We start from the raw sequence: 21,527 nt of genomic DNA, 5'->3' as shown, positions 1-21,527 counted from the left end.
TCTCCGCATTGTCGTCTTGGCTTTACTTCAGGATGTCACCAATGCAGAGGTATTTGACCTCCACGTAGTCATCCATGCCCAGGTGTGAACCTTCACGCCCCAGACCCGACTGTTTGACGCCGCCAAACGGCACATGTTCGGTGGCCAGAATGCCGACGTTGATGCCCACCATGCCGTATTCCAGCGCCTCGCTCACCCGGAAGATGCGGCCCACATCGCGGCTGTAGAAGTAGCTGGCCAGACCAAACTCGGTGTTGTTGGCTGCGTCGATAGCTTCCTGCTCGGTCTTGAAACGGAACACGGGGGCAAACGGGCCAAATGTTTCTTCTTTTGCGCACAACATGTTCGCCGTTGCGTCCGAGATCACCGTGGGTTCAAAAAACTGGCCGGTCATTTTGCTGCCACCGGCTGTGATCTTGCCGCCTTTGGCCACGGCGTCAGCCACATGGCGGCTGACCTTGTCCACCGCGGCGTCTTCAATCAGCGGGCCCTGCATGACGCCGTCCTCGAAACCGTTGCCAACTTTCAGTGCCTTGACCTTGGCCGAGAACTTGGTCACAAATTGGTCGTACACGTCTTCCTGCACATAAAACCGGTTGGCGCAGACGCAGGTCTGGCCCGCATTGCGGTATTTGCTGAGCATGGCTCCCTCAACGGCGGAGTCAATGTCAGCATCGTCAAACACGATGAAGGGCGCATTGCCCCCCAACTCCAGCGACATTTTCTTGACGGTGGGTGCGCTTTGGGCCATCAGGATGCGACCCACTTCAGTGGACCCGGTAAAGCTGATGTGGCGCACCACATCGCTGGCACAGATGACTTTTCCGACGGCGATCGAGTTGTTGCCATCGGCTGTGATCATATTGAGAACACCGGCTGGAATGCCCGCGCGCAAGGCCAATTCGGCGGCGGCCAGGGCGGTGAGTGGCGTCAGTTCGGCGGGTTTGATGATGACGGTGCAACCGGCGGCCAGTGCCGGGGCCACCTTGCGGGTGATCATGGCCAGCGGAAAATTCCACGGCGTGATGGCGGCGCATACGCCGATGGGCTGCTTGATCACCATCAGGCGGCGGTTGTTGTCAAACTGGGGCAGCGTCTCGCCGTTGACGCGCTTGGCTTCTTCCGCAAACCATTCCACAAAACTCGCGCCATAGGCGACTTCGCCTTTGGCTTCGGCAAAGGGCTTGCCTTGTTCGGCGGTCATGATGCGGCCCAGGTCTTCCTGGTTGGCCATCAGCAGGTCAAACCATTTGCGCAAAATGATGCTGCGCTCTTTGGCGGTCTTGGTACGCCAGGCCGGCCACGCGGCGTTGGCGGCGGCAATGGCGGTTTCTGCGTCTGCGGGGCCCAGGTTGGCCACATCGGCCAGCTTGTGGCCGTTGGAGGGGTCAAGAATGTCAAATCGGCTGCTGCCCGCAACCCACTGGCCGTTGATCAGTGCATCGGTTTTCAGCAGGCTGGGGTCGTTGAGCAGGGCGAGCGGGGATGTTTTCATGTCCATGGCGGTCATTCTGTTGGATGGGTTTGGAGGTCTGAAGCAAGTCAGTGAGGGTAGCTGGTTTTCGAATTTTTCGCATGCATTGCCGTGACAGGTGCTCGCTGCTTACCGGCGTGTGACACCGGGCAAGATGCACAACATTTCGTACAGCAGGTTGGCGCCGAGCAGCGCGGTATTGCCTGACAGATCGTAGGGCGGGGAGACCTCCACGAGATCGGCCCCGACAATGTTCAAGCCGTAACAGCCGCGAATAATTTCCAGAGCCTGGGGGACCGTCAGCCCACCAATTTCAGGGGTTCCGGTGCCGCCTGCAAATGAGGGATCGATGCCGTCAATGTCAAAGCTCAGGTAGCACGGTGTGTCGCCAATCTGTGTCCGGATTCGGGTCATCAGGGGCGCGAGTGACTGGTACCAGACTTCATGCGCTTGCACGATCGTGAAGCCCCGGGAGCGCGGCCAGTCAAAGTCGTCAGACGCATAGCCCGTACCACGCAAGCCGATTTGAAAGACCTTGTTGCAGGCCAGCAGTTTTTCTTCAACGGCGCGGCGAAACGGCGTGCCATGCGCAATGGACTCGCCAAACATGTCTTCATTGACGTCGGCATGGGCATCCACGTGGATCATGGCCACAGGGCCATGTTTGGCCGCGATGGCGCGCAGGATGGGCAGGGCGATGGTGTGGTCGCCGCCGATGGTGAGTGGGGTGCAGTTGGCGCGCAGCACGTCGTCGTAAAACGTGGTGATGATCGGCAACGACTTGGCCAGCGAATAGGTGTTGATGGCCACATCGCCCAGGTCAGCGACCTGCAGGGTGTCGAAAGGCGCGGCGCCCGTGGCCATGTTGTAGGGGCGAATCAGGGCCGATTCAGCGCGAATCTGGCGTGGGCCAAAACGCGCGCCTGGTCGGTGTGAGGTTCCAATATCCAGCGGCACGCCGATGAACGCGGCGTCCAGGCCTTGTGCCGAAGTGACCACAGGCAGGCGCATCATGCTGGCGATACCACCAAAACGGGGCATTGCGTTGCCCGACAAAGGCTGGTTTTTCAACGCCTTCTCCCGCGCAGCCATTCGAGCCCCAGCATCAATGTGGTGGTGAAAATGATCAGCAGGGTGGCGACGGCGGCAATGGTGGGCGTGATGTTCTCCCGGATGCCGGTGAACATCTGGCGCGGCAAGGTCACCTGGGTCGGACCGGCAATGAAGAGCGTCACGACGACTTCGTCAAACGAGGTGGCGAAGGCAAACAAGGCGCCGGAGATGACCCCCGGCGCAATGATGGGCAGTGTGATGCGGAAAAAGGTTTCTGTCGGGTTGGCGCCCAGACTCAAGCTGGCTCGAACCAGGTTGTGGTTAAAGCCTTGCAGTGTGGCCAGCACGGTGGTCAGGACAAACGGCGCGCCAAGGGCTGCGTGAACCAGCACCAAACCGGTGTAGGTATCAGCGAGCCCGATTTTGGCGAAGAATAGATAGGTGCTGACACCCACCACCACGATGGGCACCACCATCGGCGCGATCAGCAGGCTCATCAGCAAGCCTTTGCCAAAGAACTGAACGCGTGCCAGCCCCACCGCTGCCAGGGTGCCCAACACCGTGGCCAGCAAGGTGGCCAAAGGGGCCACGATGAAGCTGTTGCGGGTGGCACGGCCCCAGTCGTCAGAGCTGAATAAATTGTCATACCACTGCAAGGACCAGCCCGGTATGGGATATGACAGGAACGAACTGGAGCTGAACGAGAGGGGAATGATGACCAAAATCGGCAACAGCAAAAACAGCAGCACACCAATACCCAGCACGCGCAGGGCATACCAGCCGACTTTGTCGGCAAGCGTCGAGTAGGCGGGGAAGATGGGGAGGGAGAAAAAGTTCATCAAGCTCATCCCATGCTCAGTTCAGACTTCACCACACGCCGGTACAGCGCATACAGCACGAGGGTGGCGGTCAGCAGGACGGCGCCCAGCGCACAGGCCATGCCCCAGTTGACGTTGACATTGGTGTACTGCGCAATGTAGTAGCTCAGCATTTGGTCATCCGGTCCGCCGAGCAGCGCGGGGGTGACGTAGTAGCCAATACTCAAGATAAACACCAGCAGGCCGCCAGCACCGACACCTGGGTAGGTTTGCGGCACATACACCCTGAAGAATGCAGCCAGGGGTGAACTGCCCAGCGACACGGCCGCACGCAAATAGGTCGTTGGCACTGATTTCATGACGCTGTACAAAGGCAGGATCATGAACGGTAGCAGGATGTGCACCATCGCGATGATCACGCCCAGCCGGTTGAAAAGAAGTGGCAGCGGTTCATCGAAAAGCCCGATGCCCATCAAAGCCCGGTTCACTAGGCCGTTGGATTGGAGCAAGACGATCCAGGCCGCTGAGCGCACCAGAATCGAGGTCCAGAACGGCACCAGCACCAGAATCATCAGCATGTTGGCTTTGCGGGCCGACAGCGTGGACAACCAGTAAGCCAGGGGATAACCCAGTAACAGGCAAAATAAAGTGACGACCGCACTGATCTTGAAAGTGCGCACCAGAATCTTTCGGAAAGCCGCTGAGTCAGCATCAACTTGCTCAATATGGCCTTGCACGTCTCGCTTCAGGTCGAGCGCGGTCAAAAGGTAGTCCGGCGTCCAGCGCGACCCGTTCTTGGCAATGGCTTGCCAGTAGTCCAGCTCGGCCCAGCGGACATCCAGCGCCAGCATGCGGTCTTTCACCTGGGGCGGCGTCATACCGCTCTCCAGTGGCAGTGCACGATAGGTCGTCATGATCAGGGAGCGAGCGCCGCTGACCTCGCTGTTGAGGCGGCGTGCCAGTGCGCCAGCGTCCGACTGCTCTTTGATGGCAGACAAGTCTTCAATCATGGCCGCGTAGGCCGCGTCTGGCGGTGCCGTGGTGCGGTTCCAGGAGGAAAGCGCCTGAACCGTTCGGCTCAAGGTACTGGCCACTTCGGGGTTCTCTACGGCACGTACCAGCAAGGCACCAATGGGCACCAGAAACGTCACCAACAGAAACAGCAGCAGGGGCAGTGTCAGCGAGATTGCGAAAGCACGTTTGCGGCGCTCAGCGCGCCGCAGTTGGCGCGTCAAGTCACCGTTTGCCAAAGTCATGGTCTGTGCCATCGCAATCCTTCTTTTTCTACTAGGCTAGATTTACTGGGCCGCCCAAGCGGCAAAACGCTTTTCAAGCGCTTCGCCCTGGTCTGCCCAGAAGCTCACGTTGAACTGCAATGCGGTCTTGGAGTTGGCAGCCGAAGTAGGCAGATCGCCCAGCACTTTGGCGTCGAGCTTGGCCAACGCCTTGGTGTTGGTGGGACCGTAGGAGATGTTCTTGGCGTACTCAGCCTGTGCGTCCGCACTGCTGGCCATCGCGATGTATTTCATCGCTACATCCTTGTTGGGAGATCCTTTGGGGATGACCCAGAAGTCGAGGTCATAAATGCCACCGGTCCAGGTAATCTTGAGGTTTTTTCCCTCGCGCTGGGCTGCGTCAATACGGCCGTTGTAGGCAGTGGTCATGACCACATCGCCCGCTACCAGAAACTGGGGCGGCTGCGCACCTGCTTCCCACCATTGGATGTTGGGCTTGAGTTCGGTCAGCTTCTTGAAGGCGCGCTCGGCACCTTCCTTGGTGGCCAGGACCTTGTACACATCTTGCACAGCCACGCCGTCGGCCATCAGGGCGAACTCAACGTTGTAGCGGGCGCCTTTGCGCATGGCGCGTTTGCCCGGGAATTTCTTGGTGTCCCAGAAGTCGCCCCAGGTGACGGGTGCAGTTTTCAGCTTGTCAGCGTTATAGGCCATGACGGTGGACCAGACAAAAGTGCCCACGCCGCACTCGTGGACAGCCGCGGGCGTGAAGTCAGCTTTGTTGCCAATCTTGCTGAAGTCCATTTTTTCGAATAGACCTTCGTCGCATCCGCGGGCCACGTCCGGGGACTCAACCTCCACCACATCCCAGCTTACTTTTTTGGCTTCTACCATGGCCTTGATCTTGGCTTGCTCGCCGTTGTACTCAACGCCGACAATCTTGGTGCCCGTGCTTTTCTCGAAGGGTTCGAAGTACGCTTTCTTCTGGGCGTTGCCGTTGGCGCCACCGAAATTCACGACCGTAATTTGGGTCTGGGCATAGCTTGCAAATGAGGCGATGACCGCAACAGCCGCCACGATAGGTTTGAGTTTCATCGACGAGGTCCTTCTGGATGGGTAATAAATCAAGGAATCAAAGTTTGCAATCGGATCAAAGATAGATCCGGAGGTGCTCGGGGGGCAAATGCAGCCAGGCGGTTTGTCCGGGCTGGGGGATGGCATGTGCGGATAAGGGAATCTTGACGGTGGCATCCACCTGGTCTTTGAGCGTGCAACGCAGCCGCAGGTGATCACCAAAATAGATGACGTCGGCCACGCGAGTCTCGATGCAATTGCTGCCGGGCTTTGTGTCCGCCAGGTGCACCAAAATGCGTTCCGGCCGGATACAGGCCTGTACGGTGTTGGTGCTTGCAGCTGCATTGACATTCAAACCCGTCAGCACGGTACCGCAAGGCAAATGCACGTCGCACTGGGTGCCGTTCACTGCAGAAACACGGCCGTCAAAGACCGTGTTGTCACCGACAAAGCCGGCCACAAAGCGGTTGACCGGGGTTTCATACAACTGGGTCACCACATCGATTTGCTGGATGGCACCGTCATTGAAAACCGCCACGCGGTCTGACATGGTCAGTGCCTCCGACTGGTCGTGTGTGACATACACAAACGTCAGCCCAAGCTGGCGGTGCAGGGCCTTGAGTTCAATCTGCATGTGCTCGCGCAGTTGCTTGTCCAGCGCGCCCAGGGGCTCGTCCATCAAGACCAGCTGGGGGTTGAACACCAGCGCGCGGGCCAGCGCTACACGTTGTTGCTGGCCGCCCGAGAGCTGTCCCGGAAACCGATCGCCCATGCCACCCATTTGAACCATGTCCAGCGCGCGTTTGGCCTTGGCTTCCCGGTCTGATTTGCCGAGTTTTCGAACGGTCAACGGGTAGGCCACGTTGTCGGCCACGGTCATGTGTGGAAACAGTGCGTAATTCTGGAACACCATCCCGAAGTTGCGCTTGTGGGGCGGTGTTTTCGTGATGGGTTTGCCCGCCAGGAAAATTTCGCCGGCGGTTGGCGACTCAAACCCTGCCAGCATCATGAGGGTGGTGGTTTTGCCGGAGCCCGAAGGCCCTAGCAATGAGAGAAATTCCCCGCCTTGAATCTCGAGGTTGAGGTCGCGAACCACGAGCGTTTTCCCGTCGTAGGTTTTCTGAACTCCCGCAAACTTCACAAGTTCTTTGGATGACATGTTGGGCAGGGTTCTTTCGGTGTTCAATTCAGGTCAAAATAAATGGGACTAATTTACAGATTGCAATAAATATGCCTGATTTTGTCCCAAGGAAGTCAAACGGCCTGAATGGCGGTCAGCGAGGCGTCGATGATGGCCAGACCTTCATCCACAATGGCGTCACTGGCGGTCAATGGCACCAGGATGCGAATGACATTGCCGTAAGTGCCGCATGACAGCAGGATGAGCCCGCGTTGCGTGGCTTCCACGCACAGGCGTTTGGCCAGATCGGCGTCAGGTTGTTTCAGATCGCCACCCTTGCACAGTTCGATCGCCACCATGGCACCAATACCGCGCACATCGGCAATGCAGGTGTTTTTGCTTGCCATGGTTTTGAGGCTGGCAATCAGCCGTGCGCCGAGCTGGCGGCTGCGTTCCAGCAGGTTTTCTTTTTCGAAAACATCCAGCACGGCCAAGGCTGCGGCGCATGACAGGGGACTGCCTGCGTAGGTGCCGCCCAGGCCGCCCGGCGCCGGTGCATCCATCACGTCGGCGCGACCGACCACCGCAGAGATCGGGAAGCCACCGGCCATGGACTTGGCCATCGTGATCATGTCGGGCGCTACACCGCTTTGTTCCACCGCAAACCAGGTCCCGGTGCGACCTGCCCCCGTCTGGATTTCGTCGGCAATCAGCAGGATGCCGTGTTGGTCGCACAAAGCGCGCAGGCGTTGCAGGAACTCTTTCGGTGCCACGTTGAAACCGCCTTCACCTTGTACCGGCTCGACGATGATGGCCGCCACGCGGCTGGCTTCCACGTCGTTCTTGAAGATGGATTCCACCGAAGCGATAGAGTCACCAATGCTCACACCGTGCAGTTCATCGGGAAACTGTGCATGAAAAATCTCGGCAGGAAAAGGCCCGAAGCCGGTCTTGTAAGGGGCTACCTTGCCCGTCAAACCCAATGTGAGCAAGGTGCGGCCGTGGTAGCCGCTGGTAAATGCAATCACGGCGGCCCGCTTGGTGTAAGAGCGGGCAATCTTGATGGCGTTCTCTACGGCTTCGGAGCCGGTGGTCAGAAACAGGGTCTTCTTGGCAAAGTCACCGGGTGCCAGTGCATTGATGCGCTCGGCCAATTCCACATAAGGCTCATACGCCAGAACCTGAAAACAGGTATGGGTGTAGAGATCAAGTTGTGCCTTGACGGCCGCAATGATCGCCGGGTGACGGTGTCCGGTATTGAGCACCGCAATGCCACCCGCGAAGTCGACGTAGCGCTTGCCTTCGACATCCCAGACTTCGGCATTTTCGCCGCGTGCAATGAAAACTTCGTGGCTTTGGCCGACTCCACGGGGGATCGCGGCTTGACGACGGGCCATGAGGGAAGCATTTTTCAGGTGAGGTTCGCGTTGCATATCACTCCAGAAGGTCATTGAGGCGGTTAGGAAACTCCCGTGAATGTAGAACCTGACTGCGACGGCTACCATATACAGATGACATCCTTTTGAGGATGCACTGTGCAGTAAACGGCACCTATACAGACAAACCCTTGGCTTTCTTCATGTTTTCTCTCAATCCCCAGAGTTCGACGCCGCTGGTCCAGCAGATCGTCGAGGGCTTTCGCCTGATGATTCAGGACGGTTCGCTGCGACCGGGTTCCAAAGCGCCGTCCATCCGCCAATTTGCCCATGCCCACGAGGTCAGTGTGTTCACGGTGGTGGACGCCTATGACCGTCTGGTGGCGCAGGGCTACTTCGCCTCACGACCCCATTCGGGATTTTTTGTGAAACACCGGCCCGTCTCGGCTACCGAGGTGCCCGGTCATGGCCCCAATTTCAGCTTTGACTCGATGTGGTACCTGCGCCGGATTTTCGAAAACCGTGCGTTGCGCATGAAACCCGGCTGCGGCTGGATGCCCAGCGACTGGCTGTTCCAGGAGGGGGTGCGCCGCAGCCTGCGCAGTCTGGCTGCGGACAACGTGGATTTGGGGGGCTATGGTGAGCCCAAGGGTTATCCGCCGCTGCGCCAGTTGGTGCGCGACCTGCTGGCCGAGCAGGAGATTGCCGTGACCTCCGAGCAGGTGCTGCTGACCCACGGCTCCAGCCAGGCCATGGACCTGGTCGCCCGGCGTCTGGTGCGACCAGGTGACGCTGTGCTGGTGGACGACCCCGGTTACCCCAATCTGCTGTTTTCGTTGCGATTTCTGGGGGCTCGCCTGATTGGTGTGCCACGTACCCCGGCCGGGTATGACCTGGTGGCGCTGGAGCGCCTGATTCTGGAGCACCAGCCCAAGGTCTTTTTCACCCAGCCCCGGCTGCAAAGCCCGACTGGCTCCATAGCGCAACTGGCCCATCTGCACCGGGTCATGCAGTTGGCGGACAAGCATGATTTTTTGGTGGTTGAAAATGATATTTACGCGGATCTGGACCCCGAGCCCAGGCCCTCGCTGGCCAGTCTGGACCAGTTGAACCGGGTGATCTACATCAGCAGTTTTTCAAAAACCATTTCACCCAATATCCGGGTCGGGTATCTGGCCACCAACCCCGACTTGCTGGAAGATCTGGCCCAGCTCAAGATGATTTCCGGGCTGACGTCCTCCGAATTCAGCGAACGCCTGGCTTATGGGGCCTTGATCGACGGGCGGTGGAGAAAGCACATCAAGAGCCTGCGTGAGCGTCTGGCCAAGGCGCATGAAATGGCAGCCCATGCGTTGCTGAAAATAGGGTTCGAGATTTTTTTCGAACCCAAGGCGGGCATTTTCCTGTGGGCCAAACACCCGGACATCCCCAATGCTGCGGAACTGGCCTACAAGGCCGCCGAGCAGGACATCTTACTGGGCCCCGGGCATCTCTTCAGCCCGGATCTGCAGCCCAGCCCCTGGTTACGTTTCAATGTGGCGTTTTGCGACGACCCGGCCGTGTTCGCTTTTCTGGAGAGCCAGCGGATGGCCAAGTCCGGCTGAGTGGCCAGCCCCGACTATGAACGCTTTTAAAGGGCTGGAATACGCAGTTTCTGGCCTGGGTAAATTTTGTCAGGGTGGCTCAGCATGGGCTTGTTGGCTTCAAAAATAGCCATGTACTTGCCAGCGTTGCCATAGTATTCCTTGGCAATACCCGACAAGGTGTCGCCGCGCACCACGTCGTGGAACCGGGACTCGCTGGCCGCCTCGGTCACGGCCAGCATGTTGTCCACGCTGGATACACCGCTGACGTTGCCGCAGCACAGGGCTGCTTTTTCGCTGGCATCCTGGGTGGGTGCGCTGCCTTGCAGGGTGACGTTGCCGCTGGCACCGTCAAAGGCCACATTCAAACCCTCGATGCCCAGGTTTTGTGCTTCGATATAGGTACCGATGGCCGAGGCGGCGGAGGCATTGAGCTCGTCCAGCTTGGCTTTGGCAGAGTTGTCCGTGGCGGCGGTGGCCGCAGCAGCTTCTACCTCTTTGTGGCCAAACAGTTTTTCGCCAGCTTCCTTGATAAAGCTAAACATGCCCATGAGAACACCCCTTAAGTAGTTTGTGGTTACAGAATTTGACCCAAGTGACTCTACTCCAATGCCATGACAAGTCGTCGTGTTCGTCACCCTCGCAGGCGCTCGTGCAGTGAACTATTACGCAGTCTTCTGAAAACAGGGGCGGTCGTAGAATTCAGCGATAACGTTGTCCCGGGCTCACAAAGCCCGGAAAGTGGCTTTTTATAGGTTGAGCCTCATGATCAAGTCCATGCCGGACCTGTTGCTGGGAACCGAGTCCAAACAGCGTTTGCGTCTCATGCGCACGCTGGGTGCCAGTGGTGTTTTTTTGATTTGTCTGGTGATTCAATTTGCCGCCGTGGTGGGCGGTAAGGCAGAGTTGTCAGCGGCGCCGCTGTCGCCAGCTTGGCTGGCTGTCGGTTGCTTCCCTGGCGGTTGTGATGCTGGCTTGTTCGCATCGGTGGCCAGAGACATTTGACCCCACGACTGAGGCATTTAATTTTGTGCTCAGTGCGATTGTGCTGCCGGCGATTTCTTTTTTGGCTGGCGAGCTGAGTGCACTGCGCCACCAGTTGCAAACGCAGAAGAAGGAACTTCGCGATGTGTTGGAGAAAGTTCGGCAATTGGCCTCGCATGACGAACTCACCGGGTTGCCAAACCGGCGCCAGGCTTTGGAGGTATTTGCGCAGGAGGACCGCAAAGCCCACCGCCAGCAAGCCACGTTGTGTGTTTGCATCATTGACATCGATCACTTCAAACACATCAACGACACGCGAGGTCATCAGGCCGGAGATGATGCTTTGCGCATGTTTTCAAATATCCTGAGCACGCCGCTTCGCGCGGGAGACATGCTGGCGCGCTGGGGTGGCGAAGAGTTCATGTTGCTGTTGCCATCGACCTCGGTCGACGAGGCCATTCACGTCGTCGAGCGCCTGCGCCAGTGTTGCGCCGACCCGAAAAACTGGTCTCAACATCCCGAGTTGCAGGTGACCTTTTCGGCCGGTCTGTCCGCCCATGTGCTGGCCGAATCCACTGACCTGGCCGTGGCGCGAGCCGATGCGGCACTGTACGAAGCCAAAAAAACGGGTCGCAATCGTCTGGTTGTTGCCTAGTCTGGTCAATCAGGGCCCCATGCCTGGATGGCGAGGAACAATTAGCGTCGATACAGTGCCGCTATTTCGGCGGCAAAGTGCGTCGCCAGGTTGTTGCGCTTGATTTTGAGCGTGGGTGTCAGCAGCGTGTTCTCAGGGGTCCACGGGATCGAGGTCAGGTGCACGGCCCGGGGCTGTGCGTAGTGCGGAAAGCCACGGGTCAGCAAGCTGATGTGTGCCAGTACCGCAGCCCGGGCTTCGCTGTTCTCCAGACTGCCCGGCAGCAAAGGGTCGAGTTTCAAGCGGGTGGCCAGTCGCAACCACTGAGCCCAGTTGAGGACCACGACGCAGGCAATGAAGGGACGGTTGTCGCCGAACACGTAGGCCTGCTCGAACAAGGGGTCCCCGGTGATGCTCAACTCCAGGTCAGCGGGGGCAATTTTTTCGCCCGTGGAGGTGACGATGATCTCCTTGATCCGGCCCAGAATACGCACGCGCCCGTTTTCAATAGCTGCCTGGTCACCGGTGCGAAGCCAGCCATCGACAAAAGCAAGTGCGGTGTCATCGTCACGCTTCCAGTAACCGCGCATGACGCCGGGGCCGCGCACCAGCAGTTCCTGGTTGTCGCCGATGCGCAGTGCCACGCCCGTCAGGGGGCGTCCCACGGTGTCCGGGTTGTTGTCGTCCGGCGCATTGGCCGTCACGATCGGGGATGTCTCGGTCATGCCATAGCCCTGCACAATGGGCAGACCCAGCCCGAGGAAGCTGCGCGCGATGGGCTGCGACAAAGGCGCGCCGCCGCTGACCGCCACGCGCAGGCGGCCGCCAAACTGAAGCAGCATGCGCTGGGCGACAAGCGGTTCCAGCACTTGCCAGGCCAACTCATCGAACACCTTCAGACCCCGCTTCGGGACAGGCAGTCCTTGCTGGCGGCAGAAACGGCGCCACCCAACAGTCTCTGCCATGTTGAAGAGGCGTGCCCGCAGAGGGGCGCCCGCCAGCACTTCCTGCAGTTTGTCATGCACCCGCTCGTAGATGCGGGGCACAGACACCAGGATGGTCGGTCGCACGGTTTTGAGATCGTCGGCCAAGAGCGCCACTGAACGCGCAAAGGCGACACAGCAACCCGCCGCGATGGGCAGGTAATAGCCGGCAGTGCGCTCAAAGGTGTGTGACAGTGGCAGGAAAGACAGGAATATGTCGCTGGCCAGTGGCGCGACCCGGTCGAGTGTGGCGTCCACATTGGACACCACGTTGCCGTGCGTGAGCATGACTCCTTTGGGTTTGCCCGTGGTGCCTGAGGTGTAGACCAGCGCAGCGAGTTCGTCTTCGGCAGGTGGCGTCCGCGTTGTCGGGGCTGAGTTCAAGCCACCTTCAGCGGATGCCAGCCAGTTGCTGAGGGAGCGCACACGCGGGATCTCAAGCGCGTCGGAATTCTCTGGTTCATGGCGCACCACCACGACCTCACGCAAATGGGGTAGAACCCTGCCCGCTGACGCAATGGCTTGCCACTGCTTGTCAGACGCGGTAACCAGCATCGCGGCTTCGCTGTCGTCCAGGATGTAAGCAATGCTCTCGGGGTTGTCAATGGCATGCAGCGGCACCGGGACACAGGCCAGGGCAAGGGCCGCCTGGTCGATGCAGATGGCATCCAGACCATTGGGCAGCAGAATGGCAATGCGTGCGCCGCGGGGCAAGTCCAGCCGGACCAGGGCCTGCGTACAGTGCTTGACCAACTCACCCGCCTCGGCCCAGCTGGTGCTGATCCAAACCGCTGTTTGCGGGTTGAACTGACGATAGGCCTCGGCTTGCGAGGTTTGGGCTACACGCCAGGAAAATAGCTGTGCAAGCGTTCGAATGCCATCAGGCAGGGTGCGCTTGGGGTTCGAAATCATCGGCCCATGGTAGGCCGATGGCGGCTGGCCGAATTGATGAAAGTCATCTTTTGCAACGGCAGGTCAGGGCTGGTCCACACCCAGAAAATCAGCCAGCGCAGCCGTCGTCATGGCGCCCGTGTTGGTCACGAGCTGCCCCGTACGCAGGTTTTTGGCGAGGATGTAAGGTACCGACTCCACGGCCATGCTGTTAAACAGGACCGTATTTTTCTTGATGGCTTGCTCCAGTTCAGCCGGGGCGCTGGCCGAGGCTGCGGTGCCGCCGGTGCCGGCCAGAATCGATTTCTCATGCTCGGTCATGGCTTGCGCGGGATTGGCGGCTGACAGCAAGGCTGCCCCTTGAGGCGCGCTCTTGGCGTTGATGAACGCCACCGGGACCCACACGAACTTCACCTTCTTTTGCAGCGGCACCGATGCCTCCCACAATTGGCCGCAGTGGGGGCACTGGGGATCGAACATCACGTACACGGTATTGGCACTCATCAGCGCGCCTACCGCAAAGCCCTTGCCCTGGGCGGCCACAGCTTCCATGGGTTGAGCCGGCTTGCTGACGGCCGCGGTGTCCGTGGCGGGTTTTTCGGTAGACGCGTCTTTGGAGCAGCCTGTCATGAACACGGACAGCGCGACGACGAGGGGCGCGGCAAGTGGGGTGAGATTCATGTTGATTCCTTTTCTTGGGGACGATTCAGGCCGCTATTGTGGCAACCACAGATCATGGCGTGGTCTCGCGCTTGCTGCGCCGCCAGAAATAGCCCATCAGCGGTTTGACGCTGACGCCGTGCAGCAGGATGGACAGGGTCACCACAATCAGCGTCAGCTGGATCAATTGCAGTGCCAGCGATTCCTCCAGACCGTGCTGTATTGCGTACATCAGGTAATACAGCGAGCCAATGCCGCGCACGCCAAACCAGCCCGTCATGCCGCGTATGCGCCAGGTGGTGCGCGTGCCCATGAGGCCCATCAGCACGCTGATCGGGCGCGCCACCATGAACAAAAACAGGGCCAGCCAGACCGCCTGCCAGTTCCATGAGTTGATGAAAAGGGTGCCGCCTACCAGCAAGATCATCACGACTTCAGACAGGCGCTCCAGATGTTCCTTGAACACCAGCGAGCCTTCGCTTACGGTGTGCAGGGGCTCGGCGTCTGCGGCGGCATCGCGCAGGCCTTGGGCAGACTGAGAAAGTTTCAGCTCCGTCTGGCGCAGCGACACGGCGGCAAAAAACACGGCCAAAAACCCCCAGGCGTTGACCATCACGCTGAGGCCATACACAAGCCCGATCAACCCGAGGCCGAGAAAGTCGTCCATCAGTTCGTGCTTGTGGGGCTCCCGGCGCAGCGTCCATCCGACACGGGCCAGCGCAACACCGGCGGCGATGCCAATGGCAATGGCGCCCACGGTGGCCCACACCACGTCGACGAAAATCCAGCGCAACCCTGAGTCGCCCAGGTCATGCAGACCCAGCAAACCCAAGCCCAGCATGACAAAGGGGAACGCACTGCCATCGTTCATGCCGGCCTCACAGGTCAGGGTAAAGCGCAGGTGGTCCCGGTCGCCGGGGTGGCGAATTTGTACATCGGTGGCCAGCACCGGGTCGGTAGGGGCCACGATGGCGCCCAACAACACGCCAGCCCCCAGCGGAAGGCCCAGCACGTAGTAGGCAAAGGCCGCGACCATGCCCACCGTGACCGTCATGGACACGGTAGCCAGCAGAATGGGCGCCTGCCAGCGCGCGAAAGTGAAGGGTACCGGCATCTTCACACCGGCAGAAAACAGGGAAATCAGAACCGCCACCTCGGTCAGGGCTTCCAGCAGTGCAGATTCCTTGAGCGGATTGAAGTGAAAGACATTGAGCACGCTGGGACCCACCAGGATGCCCACGGCCAGGTAGATGATGGCGGCGGTCACGACTGAGTGTTTGAGAACGGTCGTTGTCAGCCCCCGCACCATCAACAGTCCTCCCACCAGCAGGAACCATTGCGCGTTAGACATGAAGGAGTGTCACAGACATGGCGGGCAGTTTAGTCCGGTAAGTTTGATGATAAACGTCAGCCAACGTAAACGGCCCCTTGTCCTACAACCTGTCGCCCCATGCGGGCGAATAATGAGCCATGCAAATCCAAATCAATACCGACCATCACATTGAAGGTCACGAGGCGCTGGCCGCTTGGGCTACCAGTGAAGTAAGCAACGCCTTGATTCACCACAAGGGGCACATCACGCGGGTTGAGATGCACCTGAGTGATGACAACGGGCACAAGACCGGCCCAACCGACAAACGCTGTGTGATGGAAGCCCGCATTGAAGGTCGCCAGCCACTGGCTGTGACCCACCATGCCGGTACCCTTTATCAGGCTATCACGGGCGCGGCGGACAAGCTGAACCGCTTGATTGAAAGCACGCTGGGGCGCGTTGGCCGGATGACCGCTGCGCCAGACCCTGTTGCCTCTGACGACGCGGACTCCTGATCGAGGCACGTTTACTTACAAGAAACTGGTGTTAGTGCGGGCAGGGCCCGCCATAATTTCAGGCTTTGCCACCCTGGAAATCACGCCATGACCGCCCTGCAAATGACACGATGGACGAATGCCTTGACGGGCTCCTTTTGGGCTGGCACCTTGGTGGCCTGTGGCGGTGGGTCTGGTGGCGATGCAGCCAGTCCCACTGCTTTGGTACCTGCCCCCGTGGTGGTGACCACGCCCGCCACAACGACCGTGACGGTGCCCGTCGTCAGCTCGCCAACGCTTGATGCCAACTGCGGGCTGAACGGCTCCGCCGGTATCCAGGCCGAGATATTGCAGAGAGTCAACGCCTTTCGGGCGGCTGGCGCCGTGTGCGGCTTTGTCACCTACGCGCCCGCAACGGCGTTGGTCTGGAACACGCCGCTGTTGCAGGCGGCGACCGGTCATTCCAGCGACATGGCGACCAACAATTATTTTTCACACACCAGCCTGGATGGCCGAACGCTGGTCCAGCGCGTACTCGCCACCGGCTATAGCTATTCGGCCGTGGGTGAGAACATCGCGGCAGGGCAGTCCAGCGTGCAAAGCGTTGTCACCGGCTGGATCAACAGCCCCGGCCACTGCCAGAACCTGATGAACCCTACCTTCAGGGACATCGCTGTGGCTTGTGTGCGCAATGATGCTGCGACCTACCGCCTATACTGGACCATGGACTTGGGCCGCAGCTGATATTTTTCAGGCGCTGGCCTTTAAAAAGACGAACCCGGCTGCTTCAGGAACGACTGCTCAGCCAGTGTCGATACCCGCCCCAAAATGGCGTTGCGGTGCGGGTAGCGGCCAAACCGGGCGATGATGGCTTGGTGTCGGTGCTCAAAGTTCAGTGCGTTTTCCAGGCCCGGCTGGGCAAAGAGTTCAGCCGCCTGCCTGTGGATAAGGCGCGACTCACTGTGCATATAGGGCATGTAGGCGAAGGTGCGTTGCGCCAGCGTCAGGGTTTGGTCTTGACCGCTGGCAACCAGTTCTTGCGCCAGCGTGAGGGCTTGTGCATCCTGCGCAAACGACTGGGGTGTGCCCCGGTAGAGGTTGCGAGAGAACTGGTCAAGTACCACAATCTCGGCCAAGCGGCCCAGGGGCGTGGCCCGCCAGCCAAACAACTCCCCCCGGCCCGCCATGATCAAGGTGGCGCCAAAGCGCTCCAGCATCATGGCGTCCAGCGCGGCATCTTTGGCGAAAAGCTGTTTGTTGTTCAGTTCTTCGAACCAGAAATGAATGATGTCTTGCGCTTGCATGAGGGGGATTGTCGACGGCCGACCGCTCTTTATCCAAGTTGCCCAGAAATTTATAAGAAAAAGCCCTCTAGCCCCCGTGTAGCGTGCGCAAGCAGCTATAAAAACAGGAGCTAAAAAGGCTGGGGCGGTACGTCAGACTGTTGAGATATCGGCAAACGAACCGGGCAGGGGAAAGTTTGTTTTCATCCATTCGGGCCTCAGGAGCAGGGCTTGCACCACGTCCTGGGGCAATTCGTCCAGCATCTCGACCCCACCGGCTGGCATATCAGCCAGCAGCATGGCCAGGTGCACGATGCCGCCCAGGCGGTCAAAGGGCCGCACCTCCATCGGGTGGGATGAGGCGTCCAGCGCGTGAACAATCTCCTTGGGGAAGTTCCAGCGGCGAGCCAGTTCGGCGGTAATCTGACCTTCGCTGAAGCCGGTCAGGCGTTCTTCGCGTTCCCATCGGCCACCGGGCAAATGAGGCAGTTTTTCTATTTCCTGGACGCTGGTGGGTTGGGCCTGGGCAATCATCAGTTCACCCAGTCGGACCATCATGCTGGCCAGCCAGGCCTGGCTGCCATCCATGCCCAGGTGCGCCGACATCCACTGGGCGTACCCGGCGCTGACCATGCAGCTGCGCCAAAAATCGGCCCGGTCCAGGCCGGGGGCCACGGGAAACGCATCGCCCATGGCGGCGGCCAGCCCGAGTGTGCGGACCCGCGACATGCCCACCAGGCTCACCGCGTCATTGAGCGTGCTCACACCGCGTGGCAGGCCAAAACTGGCACTGTTGGCCAGGCGCAGCAGCTTGGCCGTCAGGGCCGAGTCCTTGGCAATGATGGTGGCGACTTGCTCGCCCGTTGCATCTTCTGCATTGAGCGTGCGTATCAGCGAATGTGCTACCTCCGACATAACGGGCAATTTGACCGTCTGAAAAAAAACGGAGATATCTGGCATGAAGCGTCCTTTGGTTGGGGTTGTCGAGCTGATTTTTTACTATATCGGCAATTTCACGGCAAACCGTAGCGTCCATCGGACGCTGGTTCCCTCACACCAGCTGCAATGAGTTCAACTGGTTGCGCCCGCCGCTCTTGGCGTCATACAGCAACTGGTCGGCGCTTTTGATCAGCTCGTAAAGCGTGATGCCCTTGCTGGTGTTGGAAAAGTCCACACTGGCTATGCCGAAACTGGCGGTTGAACGGATGCTTTGTTCGTCAACCACGGTGACCGATGAGGCAAAGCTGGTGCGCAGCCGCTCGGCCAGCAGTTCTGCGCCACCGAGGTCGGTCTCGGGGAGGATCAACAAGAACTCCTCTCCGCCATAGCGCACGAGGCTGTCGACGCCTTCCCGCGTCATTTTCTTCAACAGGTGGGAAAAGTTTTGCAACACGGCGTCGCCTGCCGGGTGGCCGAACTGGTCGTTGACCGACTTGAAGTGGTCCAGGTCACACATCACCACACTCAGGCAAAGACCGTAACGCTGGGCACGGGAGATTTCACCGTGGAGCAGTTTTTCATGCAGAAAGCGCCGGTTGTAGCAGCCGGTCAGGGGGTCGCGAACGGCCAGGTTTTTGAGCGATACCTGTGCCCGGAACTCCTCGCGCCACAGGCGATTCTGCCGGCGTGCGGCCACGCTGCCAAAGGTGTTGGCCAGGAGCAGCAGCATCGACATGGTGAACATCTCGGCCAGCTTCAGGCTCCCTTCGGCCCAGGCCAGAAAAATGAAGACGCCGGTGGAGCTCAGCGCGATGGTCTGTGCGTACAAAAGCCGGTTGGGAATAAAGAGGTAGACCACGATGAGCATGATCGCCATGGACATCGCATGCCAGGGCAGCTCACCCGGGCGACAGCTGGCGATCAGCATGAAGGTGCCCATGCCCACCACCTCCACCGCGGTGGAGGCAAGGTGCGTGATGGCCACGGACAGGCGCGCCAAGAACAGGGTGAGCGCCGTCGGGCCGTAACCCAGCACGGCAACATCCGTCAATGAAAAGAGCAGGTAGAAGAACGAGCACAGGAGCAGGGTGGTGCGCAACTGCGCTTTTGTGCCTTCGAGATGGTGGGTCAAAAACCGTACCTCGGTGGCAGCGTCGGCAAACTCGCTGGTGCGGCGGGTCAGCGCAAAGGTGGCGGGTGTGACAGACCCGTCTTGAAGAGGAAAATTCATGGGGGTTCCTGTTGCCGCCAGACTGCGGGAGGCAGTCCCTCCAGCGTGTAGGGGCCAATGGCGGCCCGAATCAGGCGCAGCGTGGGCAGGCCCACGGCCGCCGTCATGCGCCGTACCTGGCGGTTGCGTCCCTCGCGAATCGTCAGTTCGATCCACGCGGTGGGCTTGTCTTTTCGCACCCTGATGGGCGGCACGCGCTCCCACAAGGCGGGTGGTGGGTCCATCCTGCGGGCGCGGGCGGGCAGGGTGGGGCCGTCATTGAGTTGCACGCCCTGGCGCAAGGTCTGCAGCGCGGCGTCATCGGGTACCCCGTCTACCTGCACCCAATAGGTCTTCTCCATCTTGAACCGCGGGTCTGCAATGCGGGCCTGCAATGGGCCGTCGTCCGTCAGCAGCAACAGGCCTTCGCTGTCGGCATCCAGCCGACCTGCCACATAGACCTCGGGCAAGGCGATGAAGTCTTTGAGTCCTTGCCAGCGCCCCTCGGGCGTGAACTGGCTGAGCACCCCGTAGGGCTTGTTGAAGCAGATCAGCATCGCAAGGCGGCCTAGTTGGCCTGCCGCAACGCCGCGCCCGAACCGATGAACAGGCCGCCCAGCAGATCGTGCTGCCAGCCAAGGGGAAAGAGTGAGAGATTCATGGCGATGGATTATCCGGGACGCCGGGGTGCGCCAGCGCACGGACGGAATCGGTCGGGCGATTTACAAACGGTACAGCGGCTACAGGGTAGGCCTGCCGCCCGGTTTCCCTCATCTTCTTGAAAGCAAAATCCCATGGAAAAACAACTCCTTGCCGTCGCACTGGCTCTGGCTGGCCTATTGACCGTGATGGTACCTGCCCAGTCCCAGGTGGCCGGAACCACCACTCTGAGCGTGGCCACGTTTGACCTGACCCAAGTGGCGCAGGGTTGGAGCGTCAAGAAAAGCATCATGGGCAAGACGGTCTACAACGATGCCGGAGAGAAGGTGGGCAAAGTCGAAGACCTGATCATCAATCCTGCCCAAAACATCTCTTTCGTGATCATTGGCGCGGGCGGGTTTCTGGGCATGGGGCGCCATGACGTGGCTATTCCTGTGGCGCAGATCGTCAACCAGAACGGCAAAATTATGTTGCCCGGCGCCACCAAGGCAGCGGTCAAGGCCATGCCCAAATTCGACTACGCCAGTACCTCAACCACGCAGGCGCAATTTGTCGCCAAGGCGGACAAGGAGCTGCTGGCAGCGCAAGCCAACATCGCCGACATCGAGCGCAAGGCCGCCCTGGCCACGGGTGAGGCCAAAACCAAAATGGACGAGCAAATCGTCATCCTCAAACAGGAACTGAAAGTGGCCCAGGACAAACTCGCTTCACTCAAGGCCGCCGGTGCTGAGAAGTGGAAAGAGTTCGAGGTGGATGTGAGCAAGGCCATCGAGCGCATGCGCGCGGCCATTCACAAAGCTTCCAGTTAACTGGCCGCGAGAAACAGTGCCGGGTCCACCATGGCGCGGTTGAGCATCACGCTCCAGTGCAGGTGCGGGCCGGTCACGCGCCCGGTGGCGCCCACGGCGCCCAGCCTCTCGCCGGTTGTCAGCGTGTCGCCGGGTTTCACATTGATGGTGCTCAGGTGGCAATACATGCTGAGCAGGCCACCGCCGTGGTCCAGCCAGACCGTGCCGCCATTGAAGAAATAGTCACCCGTGTCAATCACCCGGCCTGGCAGCGGCGCCCTCACGGGTGTGCCGGTGGCGGCAGCAATGTCCATGCCGCTGTGCGGGTTGCGTGGCTGCCCGTTGAAGATGCGGCGCAGCCCGAATGAACTGGAGCGCCGCCCCGGCACTGGCACCTGCATGCGCAAGGACGAGGTTGACAGCGCAGTCGGCAGGGGCTCGGTGAAGGTGGCCATCACCTGCTCCAGATGCGCGTGCTCGCGCACGTAGCGCGCCTCGTTGTCGGGTGACAGATCGACCGTACCGGGCGCCACTTTCAGGCGCTGCTCCACATAACGTTTGGGCGCCACGGTGTAGCGCACCTGCCGTTGGCCACCGTCCTCGGTCTTCACGGAAATGCTGGCTTCGCCGGGCGCGGCGGCCAGCGGAATGCCGACCACCGCCGTCCACTCAATCACATCGCCCAGCACCAGCAAGGGCACCTCACCTGCAGATGCGACGGGCCGCACCGCCGCCGGGCCGAGTGACAGGCGGGCAATGCCGCCCGGCACTTGCGACGCCTGGGGCCAGACGCCAGAGGGTGGCGCCATCGGTGCCGCCGCATGACTTGACGCGGGCAGCGCCAGCCAACCCAGGGCGCCGAGCAGGGTGTAGCGGCGGGTGAGTGTGGGGGGCGTGAAAGGGATGAGGCGTGTGTTCACAGTGTGCAAGACCGAGTGATTTATAAGAATAATGGC

At 60.0% G+C, this 21,527-nt stretch carries 22 protein-coding genes; 6 read left to right on the top strand and 16 right to left on the bottom strand.

The genetic code is table 11. The annotated features are described in order from the left end of the window. Window positions 1-22 precede the first annotated feature (22 nt). The 7 genes from AC097N_RS16100 to gabT all read right to left on the bottom strand — a co-directional run bounded on the left by AC097N_RS16100 (window position 23) and on the right by gabT (window position 8,207). Window positions 23-1,501, bottom strand: coding sequence for an NAD-dependent succinate-semialdehyde dehydrogenase (locus tag AC097N_RS16100; RefSeq protein ID WP_479582733.1), 1,479 nt, complete (start codon window positions 1,499-1,501; stop codon window positions 23-25). 102 nt (window positions 1,502-1,603) lie between these two features. Beyond that, a complete protein-coding gene (gene speB, locus AC097N_RS16095) occupies window positions 1,604-2,566 on the bottom strand; it encodes an agmatinase (RefSeq protein ID WP_479582731.1) in 963 nt (320 codons plus the stop codon). Then, window positions 2,542-3,366, bottom strand: coding sequence for an ABC transporter permease (locus AC097N_RS16090; protein WP_479582729.1), 825 nt, complete (start codon window positions 3,364-3,366; stop codon window positions 2,542-2,544). The genes speB and AC097N_RS16090 overlap by 25 nt, the downstream gene beginning before the upstream one ends. Before the next feature lie 5 nt (window positions 3,367-3,371). Continuing rightward, complete coding sequence (locus AC097N_RS16085) at window positions 3,372-4,601, bottom strand: ABC transporter permease (protein ID WP_479582727.1); 1,230 nt, start codon at window positions 4,599-4,601, stop codon at window positions 3,372-3,374. A gap of 42 nt (window positions 4,602-4,643) precedes the next feature. Continuing rightward, window positions 4,644-5,675, bottom strand: coding sequence for an ABC transporter substrate-binding protein (locus tag AC097N_RS16080; RefSeq protein ID WP_479582725.1), 1,032 nt, complete (start codon window positions 5,673-5,675; stop codon window positions 4,644-4,646). A 55-nt stretch (window positions 5,676-5,730) separates the two neighbouring features. Further along, window positions 5,731-6,813: an ABC transporter ATP-binding protein gene (locus tag AC097N_RS16075; protein WP_479582852.1), complete on the bottom strand. Its 1,083-nt coding sequence runs from the start codon at window positions 6,811-6,813 to the stop codon at window positions 5,731-5,733. 95 nt (window positions 6,814-6,908) lie between these two features. Continuing rightward, window positions 6,909-8,207 (bottom strand): 4-aminobutyrate--2-oxoglutarate transaminase, encoded by a 1,299-nt coding sequence (gabT, locus tag AC097N_RS16070; RefSeq protein WP_479582723.1) that lies wholly within the window; start codon window positions 8,205-8,207, stop codon window positions 6,909-6,911. 146 nt (window positions 8,208-8,353) lie between these two features. Between gabT and AC097N_RS16065 the strand changes: the two genes are divergently transcribed. After that, a complete protein-coding gene (locus AC097N_RS16065) occupies window positions 8,354-9,754 on the top strand; it encodes an aminotransferase-like domain-containing protein (RefSeq protein WP_479582721.1) in 1,401 nt (466 codons plus the stop codon). A gap of 26 nt (window positions 9,755-9,780) precedes the next feature. Here the strand turns inward: AC097N_RS16065 and lysM are convergent, their stop codons facing one another. After that, window positions 9,781-10,284 (bottom strand): peptidoglycan-binding protein LysM, encoded by a 504-nt coding sequence (gene lysM, locus AC097N_RS16060; protein WP_479582719.1) that lies wholly within the window; start codon window positions 10,282-10,284, stop codon window positions 9,781-9,783. A gap of 214 nt (window positions 10,285-10,498) precedes the next feature. On the opposite strand from lysM, the gene AC097N_RS16055 reads away from it, so the two are divergent. Both AC097N_RS16055 and AC097N_RS16050 read left to right on the top strand, forming a co-directional pair. After that, a complete protein-coding gene (locus AC097N_RS16055) occupies window positions 10,499-10,738 on the top strand; it encodes a hypothetical protein (RefSeq protein WP_479582716.1) in 240 nt (79 codons plus the stop codon). A 25-nt stretch (window positions 10,739-10,763) separates the two neighbouring features. Beyond that, entirely contained in the window at window positions 10,764-11,372 is a 609-nt protein-coding gene (locus AC097N_RS16050) for a GGDEF domain-containing protein (protein WP_479582714.1), read from the top strand. Window positions 11,373-11,413: 41 nt separating this feature from the next. Here AC097N_RS16050 and AC097N_RS16045 read toward each other — a convergent pair whose 3' ends face one another. The 3 genes from AC097N_RS16045 to AC097N_RS16035 all read right to left on the bottom strand — a co-directional run bounded on the left by AC097N_RS16045 (window position 11,414) and on the right by AC097N_RS16035 (window position 15,236). Beyond that, window positions 11,414-13,246 (bottom strand): AMP-dependent synthetase/ligase, encoded by a 1,833-nt coding sequence (locus AC097N_RS16045; RefSeq protein WP_479582712.1) that lies wholly within the window; start codon window positions 13,244-13,246, stop codon window positions 11,414-11,416. Between the two features lie 63 nt (window positions 13,247-13,309). Then, on the bottom strand, window positions 13,310-13,906 hold the full coding sequence (locus tag AC097N_RS16040; protein ID WP_479582710.1) for a thioredoxin fold domain-containing protein: 597 nt from the start codon (window positions 13,904-13,906) through the stop codon (window positions 13,310-13,312). A gap of 52 nt (window positions 13,907-13,958) precedes the next feature. Next, window positions 13,959-15,236, bottom strand: a complete 1,278-nt coding sequence (locus AC097N_RS16035; RefSeq protein ID WP_479582708.1) for a cation:proton antiporter — start codon at window positions 15,234-15,236, stop codon at window positions 13,959-13,961. 119 nt (window positions 15,237-15,355) lie between these two features. Here AC097N_RS16035 and AC097N_RS16030 point away from each other — a divergent pair, with 119 nt between their 5' ends. Then, on the top strand, window positions 15,356-15,712 hold the full coding sequence (locus AC097N_RS16030) for an HPF/RaiA family ribosome-associated protein (RefSeq protein ID WP_479582706.1): 357 nt from the start codon (window positions 15,356-15,358) through the stop codon (window positions 15,710-15,712). 87 nt (window positions 15,713-15,799) lie between these two features. Next, window positions 15,800-16,435: a CAP domain-containing protein gene (locus tag AC097N_RS16025; protein WP_479582704.1), complete on the top strand. Its 636-nt coding sequence runs from the start codon at window positions 15,800-15,802 to the stop codon at window positions 16,433-16,435. A 20-nt stretch (window positions 16,436-16,455) separates the two neighbouring features. Here the strand turns inward: AC097N_RS16025 and AC097N_RS16020 are convergent, their stop codons facing one another. The 4 genes from AC097N_RS16020 to AC097N_RS16005 all read right to left on the bottom strand — a co-directional run bounded on the left by AC097N_RS16020 (window position 16,456) and on the right by AC097N_RS16005 (window position 19,680). Then, window positions 16,456-16,995 carry a DUF924 family protein gene (locus tag AC097N_RS16020; protein WP_479582702.1) on the bottom strand — a complete coding sequence of 180 codons (540 nt, stop codon included), beginning with the start codon at window positions 16,993-16,995 and terminating at the stop codon, window positions 16,456-16,458. A 132-nt stretch (window positions 16,996-17,127) separates the two neighbouring features. After that, entirely contained in the window at window positions 17,128-17,934 is an 807-nt protein-coding gene (locus AC097N_RS16015; RefSeq protein ID WP_479582700.1) for an HDOD domain-containing protein, read from the bottom strand. A 91-nt stretch (window positions 17,935-18,025) separates the two neighbouring features. Next, window positions 18,026-19,144, bottom strand: coding sequence for a GGDEF domain-containing protein (locus AC097N_RS16010; RefSeq protein ID WP_479582698.1), 1,119 nt, complete (start codon window positions 19,142-19,144; stop codon window positions 18,026-18,028). Further along, window positions 19,141-19,680 carry a pseudouridine synthase gene (locus AC097N_RS16005; protein ID WP_479582695.1) on the bottom strand — a complete coding sequence of 180 codons (540 nt, stop codon included), beginning with the start codon at window positions 19,678-19,680 and terminating at the stop codon, window positions 19,141-19,143. Before AC097N_RS16005 ends, AC097N_RS16010 begins: the two co-directional genes overlap by 4 nt. Window positions 19,681-19,917: 237 nt before the next feature. Here AC097N_RS16005 and AC097N_RS16000 point away from each other — a divergent pair, with 237 nt between their 5' ends. Next, a complete protein-coding gene (locus tag AC097N_RS16000) occupies window positions 19,918-20,592 on the top strand; it encodes a PRC-barrel domain-containing protein (protein ID WP_479582692.1) in 675 nt (224 codons plus the stop codon). Here AC097N_RS16000 and AC097N_RS15995 read toward each other — a convergent pair. Further along, complete coding sequence (locus AC097N_RS15995) at window positions 20,589-21,491, bottom strand: peptidoglycan DD-metalloendopeptidase family protein (protein ID WP_479582690.1); 903 nt, start codon at window positions 21,489-21,491, stop codon at window positions 20,589-20,591. The genes AC097N_RS16000 and AC097N_RS15995 overlap by 4 nt on opposite strands. Window positions 21,492-21,527 lie beyond the last annotated feature (36 nt).

Source organism: Rhodoferax sp. LS1R11 (assembly GCF_056521395.1).
The sequence above is the reverse complement of the archived record's forward strand: the minus strand, read 5'-3'. Positions and strand labels throughout refer to the sequence as shown.